The organism is Nocardia violaceofusca NBRC 14427 (genome assembly GCF_963869435.1).
In the GTDB taxonomy this organism is placed as follows: Bacteria; Actinomycetota; Actinomycetes; order Mycobacteriales; family Mycobacteriaceae; genus Nocardia; species Nocardia aobensis.
Map to the genome: position 1 here is coordinate 230,783 of NZ_CAWMPM010000022.1, position 21,223 is coordinate 252,005.

19 protein-coding genes are annotated in these 21,223 nt (G+C 68.2%); 6 read left to right on the forward strand and 13 right to left on the reverse strand.

All coding sequences use genetic code 11. From position 1 onward, the window contains the following. Positions 1–21: 21 nt before the first annotated feature. On the forward strand, positions 22–600 hold the full coding sequence (locus AC5592_RS18480; RefSeq protein WP_063064947.1) for an isochorismatase family protein: 579 nt from the start codon (positions 22–24) through the stop codon (positions 598–600). A 12-nt stretch (positions 601–612) separates the two neighbouring features. Here the strand turns inward: AC5592_RS18480 and AC5592_RS18485 are convergent, their stop codons facing one another. Beyond that, complete coding sequence (locus AC5592_RS18485) at positions 613–1,479, reverse strand: alpha/beta fold hydrolase (protein WP_063064948.1); 867 nt, start codon at positions 1,477–1,479, stop codon at positions 613–615. A 212-nt stretch (positions 1,480–1,691) separates the two neighbouring features. On the opposite strand from AC5592_RS18485, the gene AC5592_RS18490 reads away from it, so the two are divergent. Further along, positions 1,692–3,812, forward strand: coding sequence for an ATP-dependent DNA helicase (locus AC5592_RS18490; protein ID WP_036498636.1), 2,121 nt, complete (start codon positions 1,692–1,694; stop codon positions 3,810–3,812). Positions 3,813–3,986: 174 nt separating this feature from the next. Here AC5592_RS18490 and AC5592_RS18495 read toward each other — a convergent pair whose 3' ends face one another. From AC5592_RS18495 to AC5592_RS18510, 4 genes are all read right to left on the reverse strand, one after another. Next, the gene (locus AC5592_RS18495) at positions 3,987–4,535 is read right to left on the reverse strand and encodes a DoxX family protein (RefSeq protein ID WP_086007198.1); all 549 of its coding nucleotides are present in this window, start codon (positions 4,533–4,535) and stop codon (positions 3,987–3,989) included. An 83-nt stretch (positions 4,536–4,618) separates the two neighbouring features. Continuing rightward, the gene (locus tag AC5592_RS18500; RefSeq protein WP_063064949.1) at positions 4,619–5,983 is read right to left on the reverse strand and encodes an NCS2 family permease; all 1,365 of its coding nucleotides are present in this window, start codon (positions 5,981–5,983) and stop codon (positions 4,619–4,621) included. 137 nt (positions 5,984–6,120) lie between these two features. Further along, complete coding sequence (gene glgP / locus AC5592_RS18505; RefSeq protein ID WP_036498631.1) at positions 6,121–8,706, reverse strand: alpha-glucan family phosphorylase; 2,586 nt, start codon at positions 8,704–8,706, stop codon at positions 6,121–6,123. An 81-nt stretch (positions 8,707–8,787) separates the two neighbouring features. Then, positions 8,788–9,549, reverse strand: coding sequence for a dienelactone hydrolase family protein (locus tag AC5592_RS18510; RefSeq protein WP_036498628.1), 762 nt, complete (start codon positions 9,547–9,549; stop codon positions 8,788–8,790). Between the two features lie 189 nt (positions 9,550–9,738). On the opposite strand from AC5592_RS18510, the gene AC5592_RS18515 reads away from it, so the two are divergent. Further along, a complete protein-coding gene (locus tag AC5592_RS18515; RefSeq protein WP_063064950.1) occupies positions 9,739–11,742 on the forward strand; it encodes an alpha-1,4-glucan--maltose-1-phosphate maltosyltransferase in 2,004 nt (667 codons plus the stop codon). 34 nt (positions 11,743–11,776) lie between these two features. Next, positions 11,777–13,963 (forward strand): 1,4-alpha-glucan branching protein GlgB, encoded by a 2,187-nt coding sequence (glgB, locus tag AC5592_RS18520; protein WP_063064951.1) that lies wholly within the window; start codon positions 11,777–11,779, stop codon positions 13,961–13,963. Here glgB and AC5592_RS18525 read toward each other — a convergent pair. The 5 genes from AC5592_RS18525 to AC5592_RS18545 form a co-directional block, all read right to left on the reverse strand. After that, complete coding sequence (locus AC5592_RS18525; protein WP_063064952.1) at positions 13,927–14,448, reverse strand: hypothetical protein; 522 nt, start codon at positions 14,446–14,448, stop codon at positions 13,927–13,929. The genes glgB and AC5592_RS18525 overlap by 37 nt on opposite strands. Positions 14,449–14,454: 6 nt before the next feature. Further along, positions 14,455–14,823, reverse strand: a complete 369-nt coding sequence (locus tag AC5592_RS18530; protein ID WP_157121992.1) for an SSI family serine proteinase inhibitor — start codon at positions 14,821–14,823, stop codon at positions 14,455–14,457. Positions 14,824–14,926: 103 nt separating this feature from the next. Next, complete coding sequence (locus tag AC5592_RS18535) at positions 14,927–15,775, reverse strand: tetratricopeptide repeat protein (RefSeq protein ID WP_036498621.1); 849 nt, start codon at positions 15,773–15,775, stop codon at positions 14,927–14,929. 61 nt (positions 15,776–15,836) lie between these two features. Next, a complete protein-coding gene (locus tag AC5592_RS18540) occupies positions 15,837–16,190 on the reverse strand; it encodes a DUF3817 domain-containing protein (RefSeq protein ID WP_036498619.1) in 354 nt (117 codons plus the stop codon). Between the two features lie 70 nt (positions 16,191–16,260). Then, positions 16,261–17,442 (reverse strand): acetyl-CoA C-acetyltransferase, encoded by a 1,182-nt coding sequence (locus AC5592_RS18545; RefSeq protein ID WP_232329418.1) that lies wholly within the window; start codon positions 17,440–17,442, stop codon positions 16,261–16,263. Positions 17,443–17,643: 201 nt separating this feature from the next. Here AC5592_RS18545 and mce point away from each other — a divergent pair, with 201 nt between their 5' ends. Together mce and AC5592_RS18555 are read left to right on the forward strand one after the other, a co-directional pair. Then, positions 17,644–18,114 carry a methylmalonyl-CoA epimerase gene (gene mce, locus AC5592_RS18550; protein WP_036498615.1) on the forward strand — a complete coding sequence of 157 codons (471 nt, stop codon included), beginning with the start codon at positions 17,644–17,646 and terminating at the stop codon, positions 18,112–18,114. An 86-nt stretch (positions 18,115–18,200) separates the two neighbouring features. Further along, positions 18,201–19,193, forward strand: a complete 993-nt coding sequence (locus AC5592_RS18555; protein WP_051024364.1) for a coiled-coil domain-containing protein — start codon at positions 18,201–18,203, stop codon at positions 19,191–19,193. Between the two features lie 100 nt (positions 19,194–19,293). Here the strand turns inward: AC5592_RS18555 and AC5592_RS18560 are convergent, their stop codons facing one another. From AC5592_RS18560 to AC5592_RS18570, 3 genes are read right to left on the reverse strand one after another with little or no spacing between them, the layout of a single operon-like run. Then, entirely contained in the window at positions 19,294–19,596 is a 303-nt protein-coding gene (locus AC5592_RS18560) for an Rv1322 family protein (RefSeq protein WP_036498614.1), read from the reverse strand. An 8-nt stretch (positions 19,597–19,604) separates the two neighbouring features. Next, positions 19,605–20,294, reverse strand: coding sequence for an endonuclease NucS (gene nucS, locus AC5592_RS18565; RefSeq protein ID WP_036498613.1), 690 nt, complete (start codon positions 20,292–20,294; stop codon positions 19,605–19,607). Between the two features lie 45 nt (positions 20,295–20,339). Continuing rightward, the gene (locus tag AC5592_RS18570; RefSeq protein WP_063064954.1) at positions 20,340–21,083 is read right to left on the reverse strand and encodes a rhomboid-like protein; all 744 of its coding nucleotides are present in this window, start codon (positions 21,081–21,083) and stop codon (positions 20,340–20,342) included. Positions 21,084–21,223: the final 140 nt, after the last annotated feature.

Below are 21,223 nucleotides of genomic sequence, written 5' to 3' on the forward strand. Positions count from 1 at the left end.
CGGCGAAACGAGGTGCGGGAGATGGGTAGAGCGCTCATCGTCGTCGATGTGCAGAACGATTTCTGCGAGGGCGGCTCCCTGGCCGTCGCCGGCGGCGCCGCGGTGGCCCGGCAGATCAGCGACTATCTGGCCGCACACCGCGGCGACTATGCCGCGATTGCCGCGACCCGGGACTTCCACATCGATCCCGGTGCCCATTTCTCCGATCGTCCCGATTACGTGGACAGTTGGCCGCCACACTGCCGCGCCGGCACGCCGGGTGCGGATTTCCATCCGAATCTCGACACCTCCACTCTCGACGCGGTGTTCTCCAAGGGCGCCTACAGCGCTGCCTATTCCGGATTCGAGGGTTCGACCGACGATGCGGTCGAACTCGCGACATGGTTGCGGGACAAGGGCGTCGACGCCGTGGACATCTGCGGTATCGCCACCGACCACTGCGTCCGCGCCACCGCCGCCGATGCCCGCGCGGCGGGTCTGACCACCCGGGTACTGCTGAACCTCACCGCGGCGGTGTCGCCGGAGACGACCGCCACCGCGCTGGACGGTCTGCGCGCCGCCGGAGTGGAGTTGGCGGGCAGCCTGCCCACGAATACCTAACCGCGAGATCGGCTAGGACTCCGCGGCCAGGAATTCCACGAGTGCCGCGGCTACCGGCCCTGGGTTCTCGACCTGCGGGTAGTGACCCGTCGCGGGCGCCGCGTCCAGTACCTCGAACCGGGCCTGCGGCAGCCGTTCCCGCAGCCGCGGCAGCAGATGCCCACCGCTGATCGGATCGGCCGGGCCCCACACGAAAAGCACTGGCCCGGAATAACTTTCGAGCGCCTGCTGCCAGCGTGACGCATTGGCCCGGCGCTCGGCGTGGTAGCGATTGAGCGCCCATTGCACGCGCTTACCGCCGCCGTCGGTCATCGCCAGCCACATCTGGTGCAGATCGGCATCGGAGACCGGGCGCCCGAGGATGTGGCGCAACGTCATCCGGAAGGTCGTCTCCGACATGAGCGGATTCAGTATCTTGCCGATCGGGGTGGTCATCAGATGCTGAATCGGCAAGGGCCGGTACAGGTCCGGGTACAGGCCGCCGTTGAGCCAGGCCATCCGCCGCACCCGCGCACTGTCGCGGGCCAGCAACTCCTGCGCCACACTGACACCGTAATCGTGTGCCACGAGCGCGGTGCCGGTGATGCCGAGCCGCTGCCAGAGCTGTTCGACCAGCGTGGCCTGTTCGGTCATCCGATAGTCGTGCCCGCGCGGTTTGTCGCTGGCGCCGAAGCCGAGGAAATCCAGAGTCGTTACCCGGCAGCCGGATTCGGTGAGGGCGGGCAGGATCGAGACCCAATCGTGCGAGGACGTCGGATATCCGTGCAGCAGCGTCACCGGCCGCCCGTCGATCGGGCCGTCCTGCCGGTGGAAGATCCGGTGGCCACTCAGCTCGAGGTGCGATCCCCCGGCGATCCAGGTGCGGTAATCCGGCTCCACGCGCGTCTCCTTCCCCGTACCGCAGCCCCTGATGCGGATTACCGCCAACCCTACTGGCCGTCCCGGACGCCGCCATTGGATCGGGCGTCACCGCGAAGCGCCCTGTGTAGAACCGCGGGCCTGTGCACAACTCCGCTCGGACGAGCGCGGGCAACCACCGGCGACCGCCGCCGGTCGGGCCGGTTGTCGGCGGGGGGCGCTAGTCTTCCTGGGTGCCCGAACTCCCGCCCGTACCGACTTTGCTGGCGACCGCCGTGGAAGCACTCGGCGGTACGGCGCGTACCGGCCAGCAGACCATGTCGGCCGCGGTCGCACACTCCATCGACACCAAGGAACACCTGGCCGTCCAGGCCGGAACCGGCACCGGTAAGTCGCTGGCCTATCTGGTGCCGAGTCTGCGGCACGCGGTGCAGAGCGGGCGGACGGTCGTGGTGTCCACCGCCACCATCGCGCTGCAGCGGCAGTTGGTCGACCGCGATCTGCCGCGGCTGGCACAGGCGCTGGAGAAACCACTGGGTCGGCGCGCCCGGTTCGCGATCCTCAAGGGCCGCAACAACTATCTGTGTCTGCACAAGATCAACAGCGCGATCCCGGACGAACCGCCGGAGACCGAACTGTTCGACGCCTTCGCGATCTCCCGGCTCGGGCGCGAGGTGCAGCGCCTCAACGACTGGGCCTCCGATACCGAGACCGGCGACCGCGACGAACTGGTCCCCGGCGTCAGCGACCGGGCCTGGCGCCAGGTCAGCGTGTCGGCGCGAGAATGCCTGGGCAAATCGCGCTGCCCGTTCGGCACCGACTGCTTCGCCGAGCGCGCCCGCGCGGAATCCGGGCAGGCCGATGTGGTGGTCACCAACCATGCGCTGCTGGCCATCGATGCCATCAGCGGAATCCAGGTGCTGCCCGAACACGATGTGGTCGTCATCGACGAGGCGCACGAACTGGTGGACCGGGTCACCGGGGTGGCGACCGCGGAACTGTCCACCGCGACCATCACGGCGGCGGCCAAGCGCTGCACCAAACTCGTCGACGAGGGCGACCTCGACCGGCTCGAGGGTGCGGCGGAGGCATGGCACGAACTGCTCGAGGATCTGCCGCCGGGCCGCTGGGACGAACTCCCCGCCGGCGGCGATCAGGTGCTGGCTCTGCTGCGCGATGCCGCCTGGACCGTCCGCACCGCCCTCGCGCCTCCCGGTTCCGGTGCGCCACAGGGCGATCCGGAGGCCGCCGCCGCCCGCAACATGGCGGTGGCCGCGGTCGAGGAGGTGCACGATACCGCCGTGCGCGCGCTGACGGCATTCGAGGAACCCGATCCGGCGGCCCGCCGCGATGTGCTGTGGCTGGCCGTGGACGAGGTGCGCGGCGTCGCCCGGCGCACGCTGCACATGGCCCCGCTCTCGGTGGGCGGGTTGCTGCGCAGCCGGTTGTTCGGCACCGCCACGGTCGTTCTCACCTCGGCCACCCTGCAGGTCGGCGGTTCCTTCGACGGGTTGGCCGTCACGTGGGGGCTGCCCCCGCAGACGCCCGATCGCGCCGGGACCGACGTCCCCGGCGCCGACCGCGCGGCTCAGGGCAGCCGCCGCATCGACCCGGCGATGGCGAACGGAGCCGAAGCTCCCGCCGACATCTCGGCCATGCGCTGGAACTCCTTGGATGTGGGCTCGCCGTTCGATCACGCGAAATCCGGCATCCTCTATGTCGCCAAACATCTTCCGGCTCCCGGCCGCGACGGCCTGGCCCCGGCCTATCTGGACGAGATCGAGCGGCTGATCGAGGCGGCCGGCGGGCGCACGCTGGGTCTGTTCTCCTCGATGCGCGCCGCCAAGGCCGCCAGCGAAATCCTGCGCGAACGCCTGGACACGCCGATCCTGTGCCAGGGCGAGGACGCCACCGGCACCCTGGTCCGGCGCTTCGCCGAAGATCCCGCGACCTCGTTGTTCGGCACGCTCTCGCTGTGGCAGGGCGTGGACGTTCCCGGACCGTCGCTGAGCCTGGTCATTCTCGACCGCATTCCGTTCCCCCGGCCCGACGATCCGCTGCTGGTCGCCCGGCAGCAGGCCGTGCAGGCGCGCGGCGGCAACGGCTTCCTGACCATCGCGGCCAACCACGCCGCCCTGCTGCTGGCCCAGGGCACCGGGCGGCTGCTGCGCAGCGTGCACGACCGTGGCGTGGTGGCGATTCTGGATCCGCGCCTGGTGACGGCCCGCTACGGCGGATATCTGCGCGCCTCCCTGCCCCCGTACTGGGAGACCTCCGACCCCGAGGTCGTCGCCAAGGCGCTGCGGCGATTGACCGCGACGGCCCCCGATCCGGCCGTGGCCGCCGAGAACTGAACCGAACCGTTCTGTGACACCTGCCACATTGCCTGGGAAACTACTTCCGTTCGGAAGTAAGTTGGCGGGCGATACTTCCGGTGCACCCCAATTCCCACATCGGAGTATCCGAGGTCCCCGCGTCGCGAACCCTGCACGCGACGTGGGGACACTCATATCGCCCGGCCCGCGAACCTACTTCACCAGCAGCGTGATCACCGCGGCCACTACACCGATCACGACCGCGCCGACTCCCCACACGATGCCGTGCCGCTGCCACGGCCGCCCGTGATCGACCGAGAAGCGGCCCGGGCCGGTGAAGCCCAGCGCCACCGCGACCGTCGCGAACAACAGCGCGGACTCGTATCCCTCGAGCCCGTGCGGCCAGGTCACGTGCATCGCGTTGATCATGGTGCCGAGCACGATCGCGGCAGCCAGGGGCGTCACCAGCCCGAGGAACAGCAGACCGCCGCCGACCGCCTCGCACAATCCGGCGAGCGTGGCGAAGAATTTTCCGGGGTCGTAGTCCATGTGCTGGAATCCGGCGGCGGTCGCGGACAGGCCGGGGCCATTGAACCAGCCGAAGAGCTTCTGAGTGCCGTGCACGAAGAGCAGGCCGCCGAAGACCAGCCGCAACAGCAGGAGGCCGATATCGGCGGCGGCCGGATCGGCCGCGGTCCGGAATTCCAGCGGGCGGGCGGCGGTCCGGGGTTCGGCATTGGCGGTCATCGTCGAAGTCCTCATCTCGTTAGTTGACGAAAGCAAAACGGACCGCGGTCCGATTGATACACGCTGACCAACCGGACCCGGTTCACCACTTATTCCGTTCAGTCGGCGAGGAAAAAGAAGTACGCGAGGAATACCGCCATCAGCACCCACATCACCGGGTGCACCTCACGCCCGCGCCGCCGCGCGACCATGACGACGGGATAGAAGGTCAGCCCCATCGCGATCCCGTTGGCGATCGAATAGGTCAGCGGCATCATGATCACGGTGATGAACGCCGGGATCGCGTATTCGAGCTTGCCCCAATCGATGTCGCCGAGCGCCCGCGACATCAACACACCCACCACGATCAGCGCCGGCGCCGTCACCGCGGGGACATCGGCGACCACCGCGAAGATCGGGAAGAAGAACATCGCGGCCAGGAACCAGCCGGCGGTCGAGACGGCGGTGAGCCCGGTTCGCCCGCCCGCGCTGACGCCGGCCGTGGACTCGACGTAGGCGGTGGTGGTCGACGTGCCGATGATCGCGCCCGCGGCGGTGCCGATCGAATCGGCGGCCAGCGCCTGCGCGGCGCGCGGCAGTTTCCCGTCGGGCCCGAGCAGTCCGGCTTGGTTGGCGATGCCGATCAGGGTGCCCGAGGCGTCGAAGAAGTCGACGAAGAGCATGGTCAGCACGACGATCGCCATCTGGCCGGTAAACGCGTGCGGCAGATTCACGATGGCCTGGCCGAAGGTCTGGTCCAGCCCGTGCGGCAGCGCCACCACCTGATGCGGCAGATGCACGAGCCCGCTGACGATGCCGACGACCGTCGTGGAGACGATGCCGTACAGCACGGCGCCGTGCCAGCCGAGCACCAGGAAGACGACCGTCACCAGCAGCCCGAACAGAGCGAGCAGTGTGGTCCCCTTGGTGAAGTCACCCAGGTGGACGAAGGTCGCCGGATCGGAGACCACGATCCCGGCGTTCTTGAGACCGAGGAAGGCGACGAACATGCCGATCCCCGCGCCGACGGCCAGCTTCAGTTGCAGCGGAATCGCGTCGATGATCTTCTCGCGGATCTTGGTCACCGCGAGGATGAAGAAGATGATGCCCGACAGCAGCGTGCCCGACAGTGCCACCTGCCAGTCGATACCCATCCCCAGCACGACCGAATAGGCGAAGAAGGCGTTCAACCCCATCCCGGGAGCAAGCGCGATCGGGTAGCGCGCCCACACCCCCATCACCAGCGTGCCCACCACCGCGGCCACCGCCGTCGCGGTGAATACCGCCTGGGTCGGAATACCGCGCGATCCGAGCTGACCGTGGTCGCCGAGAACCGCCGGGTTGACCGCGAGCACATAGGACATCGCCAGGAAGGTGACGGTTCCCGCCATGAGCTCGCGCTTCATGGTCGATCCGAGCCGGGTGATTCCGAAGTACGAATCGAGGCGTCCCTTGGACCGCGACAGGACGTCGACACTGCTCATCTGCTGCTCTCCACCCTCGCCCCGGACCGATCCGACTGTGCCGAGGGCACCGTATCGGTCTCCGGCCGTTCGGTGCCATTCAGATCGGCGAACATGTGGCAAATCACGCTCCCCGATATTCCCGCTGACCAGACGGCCTACGGTCGCGCCGCGGCGACCAGTCCGAGTTCCGCCGGGCCCGACAGCAGGGGGTGTCGGGGCAGCACGCGGACGGTATAACCGACGGCACCGGAATGCGGCACCGGCGTGGTGACCACGTACTGCTCGGTGCCGGCATCGGTGGAGAGGTGGTCCATGTCGACGACCTCCGTGTCGGTCAGCTCGTCGTCGGAACCGACCCGGCCCAGAACCGCCTGCACCACGACGTCGCCGGTGGACAGACCGGCCAGATCGATGCGGGCCCGCAACGACAGTTCCGCGCCGATCACCGGAATATCGGGCAGGCCGGAGCTGTCGACCTGAAGGACCTTCACCTGCGACCACACTCCCTCGAGGCGGCGGCGGTATTCGGCCAGTGCCCGCGCCCCGGCGAAGTCGCCGGTCGCGACCGCCGCATAGGAACCGGCGGCCGGGAGGTAGTAGCCGGTGGTGTAGTCGCGGACCATGCGCGAGGCGAGCACCTTCGGACCGAGGGTGCGCAGCGTATGGCGCACCATTTCCATCCAGCGCACCGGCAGGCCGGATTCGTCGCGCTCGTAGAACCGCGGCAGCACCGAGCGCTGCAACATCTCGTACAGCGCGGCCGCCTCCAGATCGTCGCGCCGGTGCTCGTCGCGGACGCCGTCGGCGGTCGGGATGGCCCAGCCGTTGTCGCCGTCGTACATCTCGTCCCACCAGCCGTCGCGGATGGAGAGATTGAGCCCGCCGTTGAGTGCGGCCTTCATCCCGGACGTCCCGCAGGCCTCCAGCGGACGCAGCGGATTGTTCAACCACACATCGCAACCCCAGTACAGGTAGCGGGCCATCGACATGTCGTAATCGGGCAGGAACACGATGCGGTGCCGCACCGCCGGATCGTCGGCGAACCGCACCACCTGCTGGATCAGCGCCTTCCCCCCGTCGTCGGCGGGATGGCTCTTACCGGCGACCACCAGTTGCAGCGGTCGCTCCGGATCGAGCAGCAGCGCGCGCAGCCGGTCCGGATCGCGCAGCATCAGTGTCAGCCGCTTGTAGGTGGGCACCCGCCGGGCGAAGCCGACGGTCAACACACCGGGATCGAAAACCCCGTCCACCCAACCCAATTCGGCCGGCGCCGCGCCGCGTTCGAGCCACGATTCCCGCACCCGGCGACGGACCTCGGCGACAAGTACCGCGCGCAGCGTCGCCCGGGTCTCCCACAGTTCGTGCAGATCCACGGACCGCAGCTGTTCCCAGCCGCGTGCCTCGGCAACGAGTTCGGGGCCAACGAGGTCGCGCGCCTTGTCGATCCATTCGCGAGCCGCCCAGGTCGGGGCGTGCACACCGTTGGTCACCGAACCGATCGGCACCTCGGCCGCGTCGAATCCGGGCCACAGCGGCGCGAACATGTCGCGGCTGACCTCACCGTGCAATCGCGAAACACCGTTGGCGCGCTGGGCGAGTCGTAAACCGAGGTGGGCCATGTTGAACACCGAAGGATCGGCCTCACGTCCGAGCGCCAGGATCCGATCCACCGAAATCCCCGGCAGCAGTGGCGATTCCCGTTCACCGTGGGCGCCGCCGAAGTAACGGCGGACCAATCCGGCGGCGAACCGATCGATGCCCGCCGGCACCGGAGTATGCGTGGTGAAGACGGTCGCGGCCCGGACCGCGACGAGCGCGGAGTCGAAATCCATTCCGCCCGCCATATATTCGCGGATCCGCTCGATCCCGAGGAATCCCGCGTGCCCCTCGTTCATATGCCACACGTCGGGATCCGGCAGTCCACGAGCCCGGGTGTAGGCGCGGACCGCGCGCACGCCGCCGATTCCGGCCAGAATCTCCTGTTTGATGCGGTGGTCCTGGTCGCCACCGTAGAGCCGGTCGGTCACCGCGCGCAGTTCCGGATCGTTGTCGCCGATATCGGAATCGAGCAGCAGCAACGGAATTCGGCCCACCTGAGCGATCCACACCCGTGCGCGCAGTACCCGGCTCTCGGGCATCGGCACGTGGACGAGCACCGGGGCGCCCTCCTCGGCCAGCAGCCGCAGCGGCAGGCCTTGCGGATCGAGGTCGGGATAGCGTTCGGCCTGCCAGCCGTCGGCGGTGAGCGACTGCCGGAAATAGCCGGACCGATACAGCAGGCCGACGCCGATCAGCGGCAACCCCAGATCCGAGGCCGCCTTGAGATGGTCCCCGGCCAGAATCCCCAGCCCGCCCGAATAATTCGGCAGTACCTCGGTCACACCGAATTCCATGGAGAAGTAGGCGATACCGCGCGGCGCCGGGCTTTCCGGCTCCGCGGCGATATGTTCGCCGAACCAGCGGGGTCTGGTCAGATAGTCCCGCAGGTCGGCCTCCGCGGCGTCGACGGCCGCCTGATAGTCGGGGTCGGCGGCCCACTCGTCGAGCCGGTCGGCGTCCACCTCGCCGAGCATCCGCACCGGATCGCGCCCGACCCGCACCCACAACTCGGGATCCAGCTGCGCGAACACATCCTGAGTAGGCCCGTGCCATGACCACCGCAGATTGGCGGCCAGCTCACCGAGGGCGGCCAGCCGCTGCGGCAGATGGGCACGGACGGTGAAACGACGCAATGCCTTCACCGGGTAGACCCTACACGGCGGCACCGGCCCTTCCCTCGCCCGCTGAGGCCGAGCCAGCGCGCTGACCTGCTGCGAAAGCCTTTATCCCCGCAGCGTCCGATCGAGCAGGGCCAGCAGTTCGCGCCGGTGCCGCTCGTCGGCTTCGCGGTCGTAGGCCGCGGTGTCGGTCTGGGTGTAACCGTGGTGCGCGCCGGGGTAGACCTCGGTGCGGTAGCGCACTCCGGCCGCGTCGAGAGCCTTGTCGAACGTCTCGATCTGTTCCGGCGTCAGCGAGCGGTCCTGGTCGGCATGGCCGAAATACATCTCCGCCGAGGCATTCTCGACGGCCAGATGCGGGCTGTCGGGACCGTCGACCACCAATCCGCCGGTGTGGAAGCCGGCCGCGGCCGCGATCCGGTCACCGAACGCGCCGGCCGTGTACACCGCCAACCGGCCACCCATGCAGTAGCCGGCGGTGGCGATCGGTCCGTGGGCCGTGCGCTCGAACGCGGTGAGCCAGTCCAGATAGGCGCCGGCATCGCGGACCACGAGATCCGGGGTGAGCTCCCGCAGCATCGGGACGATCGTGGCGAACAGGTCCGGACGCTGCTGCGGGTCGATGAAATCCGGCAGCTCGAGCAGTGGCGCCCGGCCGTGCCGGTAGAAGACGTTGGGGACCAGCACGGTGTATCCGGCGGCGGCGAAGTCGTCGGCCAGTGCGCGCAGACTCGGCCGCAGTCCGAACGCGTCCATGTACAGCAGCACACCGGGGTATCTCCCGCCGGCCGCGGGGTAGGTGACGTACGCGTCGGCGACACCGTCGGGCGTCGCGATCTCCACGGTCTGCCCCTGCACTGCTGTCATGCGAGATTCCCTTTCTCTCGGCTCTCCCGGCGAATTCGTTCGCGCCGGCCGTTCGCCCCGCACCGGCGTCCACCAGAAACGGAACCAACGCCCCGGAAAGTCTGCCACGGGCCCCTCCGGCCCGCAATCGCGCAGGCCCACGTCGCGCGTGTTCGTGGTCGCCCCAGGACTACCGGTACGGTTGGTGCCGTGACCGGTCGCATCGCCATCGATGACACCGCCCCGGCCGTCGCGGGCGGATATCCGGCCAAGGCCGTGGTCGGCGAGGTGGTCCCGGTGCGGGCCGTGGTGTGGCGCGAGGGTCACGACGCGGTGGCCGCCACCCTGGCCGTGCGCGGACCTGGCGGCGGCCGCACCCAGCGGATCCGGATGGCCCCCGAGTTCGAACCCGATGTCTTCAATGCGGTGTTCACCCCGAATACGCCGGGGCTGTGGACCTTTCGCGTGGAAGGCTGGGGTGATCCGATCACCGGCTGGCGGGCCGCGGTCGAGGCGAAACTCGCCGTCGGCCAGAGCGCGGCGGATCTGGCCAACGATCTCGAGATCGGCGCCCGGCTGTTCGAACGGGCCGCCCAAGCGGTCCCGAAACGCCAGTGGGAGAAACTGCGCGCCGCCGCGGCCGCGCTGCGCAGCGATGCGCAACTGCCGGTGCGGGTGGCGCCCGCCTTCGGCGCCGAGGTGGCCGAGATCCTGCGCGAGACGCCGCTGCGCGACCTGGTGACCCGCGGTCCGGCTCACACCGTGCTGGTCGAGCGGCGACGCGCGCTGGTCGGCTCGTGGTACGAATTCTTCCCCCGCTCCACCGGCGGCTGGGACGCCGACGGCAATCCGGTGCACGGCACCTTCGCCACCGCGACGAAGGAACTGCCACGCATCGCTGCCATGGGTTTCGACGTCGTCTACCTGCCGCCGATCCACCCGATCGGCACGGTGAACCGCAAGGGCCCCAACAACTCTCTGACGTGCGAGCCCGACGACTTCGGCTCCCCGTGGGCGATCGGATCGGCCGAGGGCGGCCACGACGCCGTCCACCCGCTTCTGGGGACCGAGGCGGACTTCGCCGAATTCGTCCGTGCCGCAGGCGAACTCGGTCTGGAGGTGGCATTGGATCTGGCGCTGCAGTGCGCCCCCGATCATCCGTGGGTGCGCAGCCATCCGGAATGGTTCACCACCCTGCCCGACGGCACCATCGCGTTCGCGGAGAATCCGCCGAAGAAATATCAGGACATCTACCCGCTGGATTTCGACAACGATCCGGACGGGCTGTATGCCGCCGTCCTGGGTGTCGTGCGGTACTGGATCGCTTTGGGCGTCAAGATTTTCCGGGTCGACAATCCACACACCAAACCGGCCGACTTCTGGGAATGGCTGATCGCGCAGGTACGCCGGACCGATCCCGACGTGATCTTCCTGTCCGAGGCGTTCACCCGCCCGGCCCGCCTGTACGGCTTGGCCCGGCGCGGATTCTCCCAGTCCTATACGTATTTCACCTGGCGCACCGGCGCCTACGAACTGGCCGAATTCGGTCGCGAACTCGCCGCCAAGGCCGACGAGGCCCGGCCCAACCTGTTCGTCAACACTCCCGACATCCTGCACGAGAGCCTGCAGCACGGCGGTCCCGGCATGTTCGCCGTACGCGCCGCCCTCGCGGCCACGCTGGGGCCGAGCTGGGGAATGTATTCCGGCTTCGAACTTTTCGAACATCAGGCCGTGCGACCCGGCAGCGAGGAATATCTCGATTCGGAGAAATACCAGCTCCGTCCGCGCCGATTCGCCGAGGCCGCGGCGCGCGGTGAATCGCTGGAACCGTTCATCACCCGGCTGAACGAGATCCGCCGCGCACATCCGGCGCTACAACAGGTGCGCTGCATCACCTTTCACCACGTCGACAACGAGGCGCTGCTGGCGTATTCGAAGGTCGATCCGGGCTCCGGAGACGCGGTGCTGGTCGTGGTCAACCTCAATCCGTTCGGCGCCGAGGACGGGATGATCTCGCTCGACATGCCGGCCATCGGGCGGGAATGGCACGATCGCCCGACTGTGCACGACGAGATCAGCGGCGAGGAATACCACTGGGCGCAAACCAATTACGTGCGGCTGGATCCCGTGCGTGCCCCGGCCCACATCCTCGCGCTCCCCGCGGTTTCCGCGGCCACGCGCACCGAATTGGCCTTCCGCAGGACATTCCGGTGACCGGAGGCCGGACCACCGCCCGGCGGCCGCGCCGATGAATCGGCGCGATCTGATGCTGCTGGCCGCCGGTACCCACAGCGATCCGCACACGGTCCTCGGCGCGCATCCACATCCGGACGGAACGGTGATCAGAACCCTTCGGCCCCATGCCGATTCGGTGTCGGCCCGCATCGGCGGCGTCGATCATCCGCTGCACCACATCGGCCACGGCGTCTTCGAGGGCGTGGTCGGGTTCCCGGATCTGTGGGACTACCGCCTGGTCGTATCGTATCCGGGCAGCCGGACCGTACTCACCGCCGACGGATATCGCTTCCTGCCGACCGTCGGCGAGCTCGATCTGCACCTGCTCGGCGAGGGACGGCATCGACGGCTCTGGGAGGTACTCGGCGCCCATCCGCGCCGCTACACCACCCTCGACGGCGAGGTCTCCGGCACCTCGTTCGCGGTCTGGGCGCCGAATGCGCGCGGTGTCACCGTCTTCGGCGATTTCGACAGCTGGAGTGGAACGAGTACGCCGATGCGCCGGCTCGGGTCGTCGGGGGTGTGGGAGGTGTTCGTCCCCGGCGTGGCGGCGGGCACCCGATACAAATATCGCGTTCACGGCGCCGACGGGCGGACCGTCGACCACGCCGACCCCTTGGCCTTCACCGCCGAAACCCCGCCCGCGACGGCGTCGGTCGTCGCCGACACCACCTACCGGTGGTCGGATCAGGACTGGTGTGCCGCCCGCGCCCGGCGCGACCCCACTCGCGAGCCGATGAGCATCTACGAGGTTCATCTCGGCTCGTGGCGGCCCGGACTCGACTATCGCACCGCCGCCGAACAGCTCGCGGAATACGTTCGGGCACAAGGATTCACCCACGTCGAACTGCTACCCGTCGCGGAACACCCCTTCGGCGGCTCCTGGGGGTACCAGGTCACCTCCTACTACGCGCCGACCGCCCGCTTCGGCTCCCCCGACGATTTCCGCGCGTTCGTCGACCACCTGCATGCCCACGGCATCGGCGTCGTCCTCGACTGGGTGCCCGGCCACTTTCCACGCGACGAATGGGCTCTGGCCCGCTTCGACGGCAGCGCCCTCTACGAACACCCCGATCCCCGTCGCGGCGAGCAATTGGAATGGGGCACTTACATTTTCGACTACGGGCGGAACGAGGTGCGCAACTTCCTGGTCGCGAACGCGCGGTTCTGGCTCGAGGAGTTCCATATCGACGGGCTGCGCGTCGACGCCGTCGCCTCGATGCTGTATCTGGACTATTCGCGTCCGCCCGGCGGCTGGCAGCCGAATGTGCACGGCGGCCGGGAGAATCTGGAGGCCGTCGCCTTCCTGCGCGAACTGAACGCCGCCGTCCACGCCGATCATCCCGGCGTGGTGACCATCGCCGAGGAGTCCACCACCTGGCCGGGGGTCACCCGGTCCACGGAGGTCGGCGGGCTGGGCTTCACCCTGAAATGGAATATGGGCTGGATGCACGACACGCTCGGCTACCTCGGGCGCGATCAGGTACATCGCAGCTGGCACCACAACGAGATCACGTTCTCGGCGGTCTACGCGTGGAGTGAGAACTATCTGCTGCCGATCAGCCACGACGAGGTGGTGCACGGCAAGGGCACGCTGTGGACCCGCATGCCCGGCGACGACTACGCCAAAGCCTGCGGCGTCCGCGCGGTCCTGGCCTACATGTGGGCACATCCAGGTAAACAACTGCTGTTCATGGGCCAGGAATTCGGCCAGTTCCGCGAGTGGTCACACGACCGCGGGCTGGACTGGGACGAACTCACCAACCCGCTGCACGACGGTATCCGCGCCCTCGTCGCCGATCTCAACGCCGTCTACCGCGCCCACCCCGCGCTGTGGACGCAGGACACCGCGCCCGGCGGTTACGCCTGGATCGAGGCCGACGACCACGTGCACAACGTGCTCGCCTTCCTGCGCTACGGCACCGACGGATCGGTCGTGGCCTGCGTCTTCAATTTCTCCGGTCTCGAACACCGCGACTACCGCATCGGGCTGCCGGCTCCCGGCATCTGGCACGAGATACTCAACACCGACGCCACCGCCTACGGCGGCAGCGGCACCGGCAATCTCGGCGCGGTATCGGCCTCGGCCTGCCCCTCGCACGGCCGGCCGTACTCGGCGGAGGTCACCATCGCGCCCAACAGCGCCGTCTGGCTGACGCCCGATCACCACCGCAGCATCGGCAAGGGCCGCAACGGATGACGCAGCGCCCACCGCGCTGCGCTCTCGGCCAGAAAGCGATGAAAGCCGTGATACGGCAGCGCGGCGACGACGGCGCGCACCTCGGCCCGCGGCAGACCGCCGCGCACGAGGCCGCCGCTGACGTCGATACGGTCCGCGATCCGGAAGCTCTCGCCCACCGGATCATCCACCGTGCGTACCCGGTGATGGTCGAGCACCATCCGCCGGACCGCCTCCTGGTCGGAGATCCCGAACTCGGCCGCGTACTCCTCGGCCAGCGCGGCGGAGGGCGCGAGATAGTCGAAGGTCCCGGCGGTCCAGATGCCGAGGTCGTGCACGGCCCAGGCGAGCACCGCCGCATCGGGCAGCGGGGTATCGAGCAGCGCCCGGTGGTAGTTGAGGCAGCGCAGTACGTGGTTGCGGTATGTCGTCAGATCGTTGCCCAGGTCGTCGCGGTGCCGGTCGAGGACCGCGGTGACGATCGGATGCTCGGTTCGCACGGTCATCCGGGCTCAGAACTTCCAGGGCGCCGGCAGGTCCGGGACCACGCACTCATAGGTGTGCTCGATCGACACCGGGGTGCCGCGAACCGTACCGTGCGCACGCAACTCCACCGGGTAGTACCGGAAGCAGCGAACTCCGGAATCCGAATCCGGGAGCGCCAATTCGGCATCGGCCAGATACGCGCAGGCCGAGGAGGCGTCGGGATGTGAGCCGCCGATCGGATCGCAGGTCAACGTGGCGGTGCGAGGCGAACGGTCGGGTTCGGTGCGGGTGAAGATCAGCTGGGTGGCCGCATCATGGGCCGCGGCGCTGCTCGCCGGCATCAGCACCGCCGCCGCGCATGCGGCGCCGATCAGACCGCGCATCGTTGCCTTCACATCGGCCTCCCGTCCCCACGCCGACGGCGGATTCCGCCGGCGCCTGCGCCGATTATCGGTCGTCGCGGCCGATCGGTCGATCACCGCGACGACCGGGCGTGGCTCAGTACAGGGCCGTCGCCAGCTTGCGCCGGGCCGCGACCACCACCGGGTCGGCGGTGTCGAACAGCTCGAACAGTTCGACCAGCCGGGTGCGCACGCGGTTGCGGTCGTCGCCCGCGGTCCGCTTGATCAACCCGATCAGCCGATCGAAGGCTGCCTCCGGTTGCTGGTTGAACAGTTCGGCATCGGCGGCGGTGAAGGCGGCGTCGATATTGCCCGGATCGGCGTCGGCCACCGCGATCGCGTCGGCGGGCAGCTCGCGGGCACGACCGAAGAATCGCACCTGCCGCAGCGCCGCCTTGGCCTCCTCGTTGCCCGGTTCGGCGGCCAAGATCGCCTCGTAGGCGGCCTCGGCCCCGGCGATGTCACCGCGATCGAGTGCCTCTTCGGCGGCCACGAACCGCGGATCCTCCGGCGCGGGCGCCTGATCCTGATCGTCACCGGCGCCGGGGAGTTTGCCCCGCACCGCGTCGACGACCGCGGCAAGCCACTGCTTGACCTGTTCCTCGGGCTGCGAGCCCTGGAAATCGGCCAGCGGCTGCCCGGCGGCCACCGCGATCACGGTCGGAATGCCCTGTACCCCGAAGGCCTGGGCGATCCGCATATTCGGCTCGGCCTCGATGGTGGCCAGTTCCCAGCTGCCCCCGGCGCTGCCGACCAGCCGCTCGAACAGCTTGACCAGTTCGACACTTCCCGGGCTGCGCTGCGAATACAGGACGACGACAACCGGCACCTCGAGCGATCGCCGCAGCACCTTGGTCTCGAAATCGGCCTCGGTGACGGCGTGATCGCCCGGAACATCCGTGGCGGCCGGCTGTTTCAGAGCGGACAGATCCACCGCTCCGGCCATGGCAGCGGCAGCGGCGGGCGAGGGACGACGTGCAGCAGGTCGAGTCACGACATCCAGTTTGTCACGACGCGGCGGGCGCCGGGGTCGCGGCCGGGCTCAGCTCTCCCAATTGTCCGGTCCGAATCGCCCAGCGCTCGAACCACACCGAGGTGAACGGCACCACCGTCGACACCAGACCCAGCAGGATCGTCTTGCCGGGCCATTCGTATTCGCGCCAGGCCAGCAGCAGGCTGACGGCGTACAGCAGGAAGATGATGCCGTGCAGCATGCCGAACACCATCACCGGCCAGGTGATGGGTTCGGGCAGCCGCTTGAGCACCGAACCGAGCAGCAACAGCGCCCACGACGGCGCTTCCAGCAGTCCGAACAGACGCACCCGCTTGGCCACGGTGCTCACGTCGAAGAATTCGCCCATGGCCACCATTGTGCCCAACGACTACGCAGCGTCGTAGTAGGTGTGGGTCATGCCACAGCGAGATTCGGCCTCAGACGCGGACGATGAGGGCGTCGCCTTGGCCGCCGCCGCCACACAGCGCGGCCGCGCCGACACCGCCACCGCGGCGCTGCAGCTCCAGAGCCAGGTGCAGCACGATCCGCGCGCCCGACATGCCCAGCGGGTGACCGATCGCGATCGCGCCGCCGTTGACGTTGACCTTCTCCGGATCGATACCCAGCTTGCGGGTCGAGGCGATCCCGACCGCCGCGAACGCCTCGTTGATCTCCACCAGATCCAGATCCGCCGGCGAAATACCTTCCTTCGCACACGCTTTCGCGATCGCGTTCGCCGGCTGGTCCTGCAGCGTGGAATCCGGACCGGCCACCACACCCGCGGCCCCGATCTCCGCGATCCAGCCCAACCCCAGCTCCTGAGCCTTCGCCTTGCTCATCACGACCACCGCAGCCGCGCCGTCGGAAATCTGCGACGCCGAACCCGCGGTAATGGTGCCGTCCTTGGCGAACGCCGGACGCAACTTGCCCAGCGACTCCACCGTCGTGTCCGCGCGCACACCCTCGTCCTCGCTCACCACGATCGGATCACCCTTACGCTGCGGCACCGACACCGCCACCACCTCATCGGTGAACACACCGTTCTTCCACGCCGCGGCGGCCTTCTGATGCGAGGCGGCGGCGAAGGCGTCCTGCTCGGCGCGGCCGATCCCGTCACCGGCATTACGCGACTCGGTCAACGCACCCATCGCCTGGTCGGTGAAGATGTCGTGCAACCCGTCGTAGGCCATGTGGTCGCGCAGGGTCACATCGCCGTACTTGAAGCCCTCACGAGACTTCTCCAGCATGTGCGGGGCCCGGCTCATCGACTCCTGACCACCGGCCACCACGATCTCGTACTCACCGGCGCGAATCAGATGATCCGCCAACGCGATCGCGTTGATACCCGACAAACACACCTTGTTCACCGTCACCGCCGGCACATCCATCGGGATACCACCGGCCACCGCGGCCTGCCGCGCCGGAATCTGACCCGCACCCGCGGTCAGCACCTGACCCATGATCACGTAGTCGACCTGCTCGGGCGCCACCCCACCACGCTCGAGCGCCGCCTTGATGGCGAAACCACCCAGATCCGACCCGGAGAACCCGGACAACCCACCGAGCAGCCGGCCGACCGGGGTGCGGGCGCCGGAGACGATGACAGAGGTGGTGGCCACGATGAACCTCGCTTCTCGCATTCAGGGACGCAGCGGCGAGCCGCTGACATATTCGGCGGCGAGCCGCCCACATACTCGGTGGCGCGCCGCTCACGTACACGGTGGCGGGCCGCCCTCGTACTGGCGACGGGCCGCTCTCGTACTCAACGGTAACCCTTCCCGTCCCGGCAGCTCCAGGTAGGTGCGCGCTACCTTCGTAGAGTGAGCACTACCGATGCGTCCGCTTTCATTCCCGCCGATTACGTCATCGCCGTCGACCACGTCGGCATCGCCGTGCCCGATCTCGATACCGCCGTGGCGTGGTATTCGGACAATCTCGGCATGGTCGAAACCCACCGCGAGGTCAACGAGGCCCAGGGCGTGCACGAGGCGATGCTGTCGCTGCCCGGTTCCGGCGACGACGCCACTGCCCTGCAGTTGCTGGCGCCGCTGAACGAGGAGTCCACCATCGCCAAGTTCATCGACCGCAACGGCCCGGGATTGCAGCAACTGGCCTACCGCGTGACCGATATCGACGCGGTAGCTACCTTCCTGCGAGGCCGTGGCATCCGTTTGCTGTACGACGCTCCGCGCGCCGGAACAGCCAACTCCCGGATCAATTTCATCCACCCCAAGGATGCTGGCGGTGTGCTCGTCGAATTGGTCGAACCGGCCGCGAATCCTACTCACTAGTACCGCAATCGGGCCACGGAAACAGTTCATAACGACATTCGCAGTCGACTCACCATGGTGGGTCGACAGGCTGTAGTTTGTGGGGCATGTCGTCCACTGAGCCCGATCGCAATCGCTTCGTCGCGTTGCCTTTCACGGTAGTACGTAAAGGCTACGACCGTGACGAAGTACGCAATTACTTCGACCGTTTCGATGCCGAGCTGAGGGTCACCGCAACAGATCGCGATGCCGCCGCCGCTCAGGCCCGTAACCTGGCCGCCCAGCTGGAGGACGCCCGCGACGAGATCGATGAGCTTCGCAAGGAAGTCGATCGCCTGTCGGTTCCGCCCACCACCGCGGAAGGCATGAGCGACCGGATCTCCCGGATGCTGCGATTGGCATCCGACGAGGCGTCCGAGGTCCGCGCCCAGGCGCAGGCCGAGGCCGCCGAGATGATCTCCATCGCGGAGCAGCAGGCCACCGAGATGCGTGGCAAGTACGAATCCCTGCTGGCCGAGACCAAGGAGAAGCGCGAGGCGCTCGAGGTCGAATTCGAGCAGACGCTGTCGAACGCGCGCGCCGAATCGGCCAAGATCGTCGAGGCCGCCCAGGCCGATGCCACCCGCATCACCAAGGAGGCCGAGGCCAAGCGCAAGGCCGCCCAGCAGGACTTCGAGGCCACGATGGCCGAGAAGCGGACCAAGCTGACCAAGGCCATGGAGGAGCTGGAGGCATCCAGCCGCTCCGACGCCGCCCAGCGCATCAAGGAGGCCACCGACGAGGCCAACCGCCTGGTCACCTCCGCCACCCAGTCCGCCGATCGCAAGATCGCGCACGCCAAGGAACTGGCAGAGGAAATGCGCGTCCTGCGTGGCCGAGTTCTGGCCCAGCTGTTGGGTATTCGCGGCCAGCTCGATTCGGTCCCGGCCATGCTGGCCGCGGTCAACCGCGAGAGCGAACTGCTCGACGGTGCACCGGAGCAGCGTTCGCTGTCCGGTAAGCAGTCCGGAGCCGGCCGGCAGAAGGCCATCCCCGAGGTCAAGGCGGAAGACGAAGAGTCCGTCGACGAAGAGCGCGAAAGCGCCGAAGTCTCGAGCTGACAACACGCGCCACCCCCTCAGGGCGACAACATTCACCACCCGTTTCGAGGCCGCTCCCGCACCGCGGGGGCGGCCTTCTCTCTACCCACCCCCGGCCGGGTCACGACCAGCGCCGCGTGATCGTGCGGGTGTGCCGCCCACGCCAGCAGCCGGAATGCCAATGCCGGCGGTCGTTTTCGCCGCCCTCGGCCGGCCACGCCACGATATGCGCTGTGCCGGGCAGGATCTCGTGATCGCAGCCCGGGCACCGATAGGTCTTCACCGCGCGCGAACCCGGAATCGTGCGCACCACAAAGGTTTCCGCGCCGCCGGGACCGTCCTCGGTGCGCCCGAAGACGTCACCGATGGGTCGCGGATCCCGGTGGAGTCGCGACGATTTCGGACGAGGTTTCCGGCGTGGCACGAGCGCCCTCAGAACAACCGGAATTCGGTGCTGTCGGTGCCGCGCAGGGCATCGTAATCGAGTGTGACGCACCGGATCCCGCGATCGGTGGCCAGGGTCCGCGCCTGCGGTTTGATCTGTTGTGCGGCGAAGACACCGGTGACCGGCGCCAGCAGCGGGTCCCGGTTGAGCAGTTCCAGATACCGGGTGAGCTGCTCCACCCCGTCGATCTCGCCGCGGCGTTTGATCTCCACCGCCACGGTGGCGCCGCCGGCGTCACGGCACAGGATGTCCACGGGGCCGATGGCCGTCATGTATTCGCGCCGGATCAGCGTGTAGCCGTCGCCCAGCGTGCCGATGTGCTCGGCGAGCAGCTCCTGCAGATGCGCTTCCACGCCGTCTTTCACGAGCCCGGGATCCACGCCCAGCTCGTGCGCGGAGTCGTGTTCGATGTCCTCGACGGTGATCCGCAGCTCTTCACCGGCTTTGTTGGTCACCACCCACAGCTGAGAGCCGTCGGGCATCGTCTCGACATCGGTCTCACGCTCCTCCAACCAGCAGGGCGGGCTCATCCAGTTCAGCGGTTTGTAGGAACCGCCGTCGGAATGCACCAGCACCGAACCGTCCGCTTTCATCATCAGCAGCCGACGGGCCATCGGAAGATGTGCGGTGAGCCGACCCACGTAATCGACCTGGCAACGAGCAATCACAAGGCGCACCGGTCGAGTTTAGGCCCTCGCCGAGACCGCTTGCGCGCGGGGCGATCAGCCGACGAGCAGGATGTACCCGAGGACGGCCGCGACGACGAGCAGACCCATCTCGAACCGATTGAGCCGGTGCGCGTGGACATGACCGCTGCGCAGCAGCAACCACCCGGTCAGCAGGCCGATCGTCAGGGCGATCAGATGCCCGACATTGGTGAACGTATGGCCCATGATGACGCCCGCGACGGCGACCGCGCCCAGCGAGATCGCCCACGTGGGTCGCCACTTGGCGGGCAGGACCACGATCAGCGATCCGATGACCGCCATCGCGCCGTAGCTGACCCCGACGTCCTCGGCGAGGGAAATACTCGTCGGCAGCCAATTCACGCTCACCGCTACCCACAGGCCGCCGGCGACGACGAGTGTGGCGCCGATATGCCCGGCGATGAAGATGCGCAGCAGCGACAGCGCCCCGAAGCGCCATTCCGCCAGAATGAGCAGACAGACCAGCAGCGGGATGAGCACAGCGCCCGCGGTGCCGTCGCCGATCACGAAGGCGCTCGAGAAGAGGGTGCCGAATCGCCCGGCCAGCAGGTTGTGCAGATTGGTGCTCGCATGCTCGATGACGCGGGTCTGCTGCGTATCGCTGAGCACGGACACCAGCACGGTCACCGCGATGAGCAGAGCGCCGTAGCTGTAGGTCATCGGCAGCTTGAGTCGATCCCGCAGCGTGAGGGAACAGCCCGCCTGCGCGGGGCCGGACTCCAGTGCTGACTGTGTGGCCGGCTCCTGGAGTAGAACCATCGGATCACCTTCCGCTACCAGACCGGTACCGCGTGCACCGGGTCGACACCTTCCATGATCCCGATCGATCTCCCGAATGGTGTCAGGCTTACTTAGGAAAGTCCTGTGAACCGGGGATACCCACCCGAACCGGTCCCAAA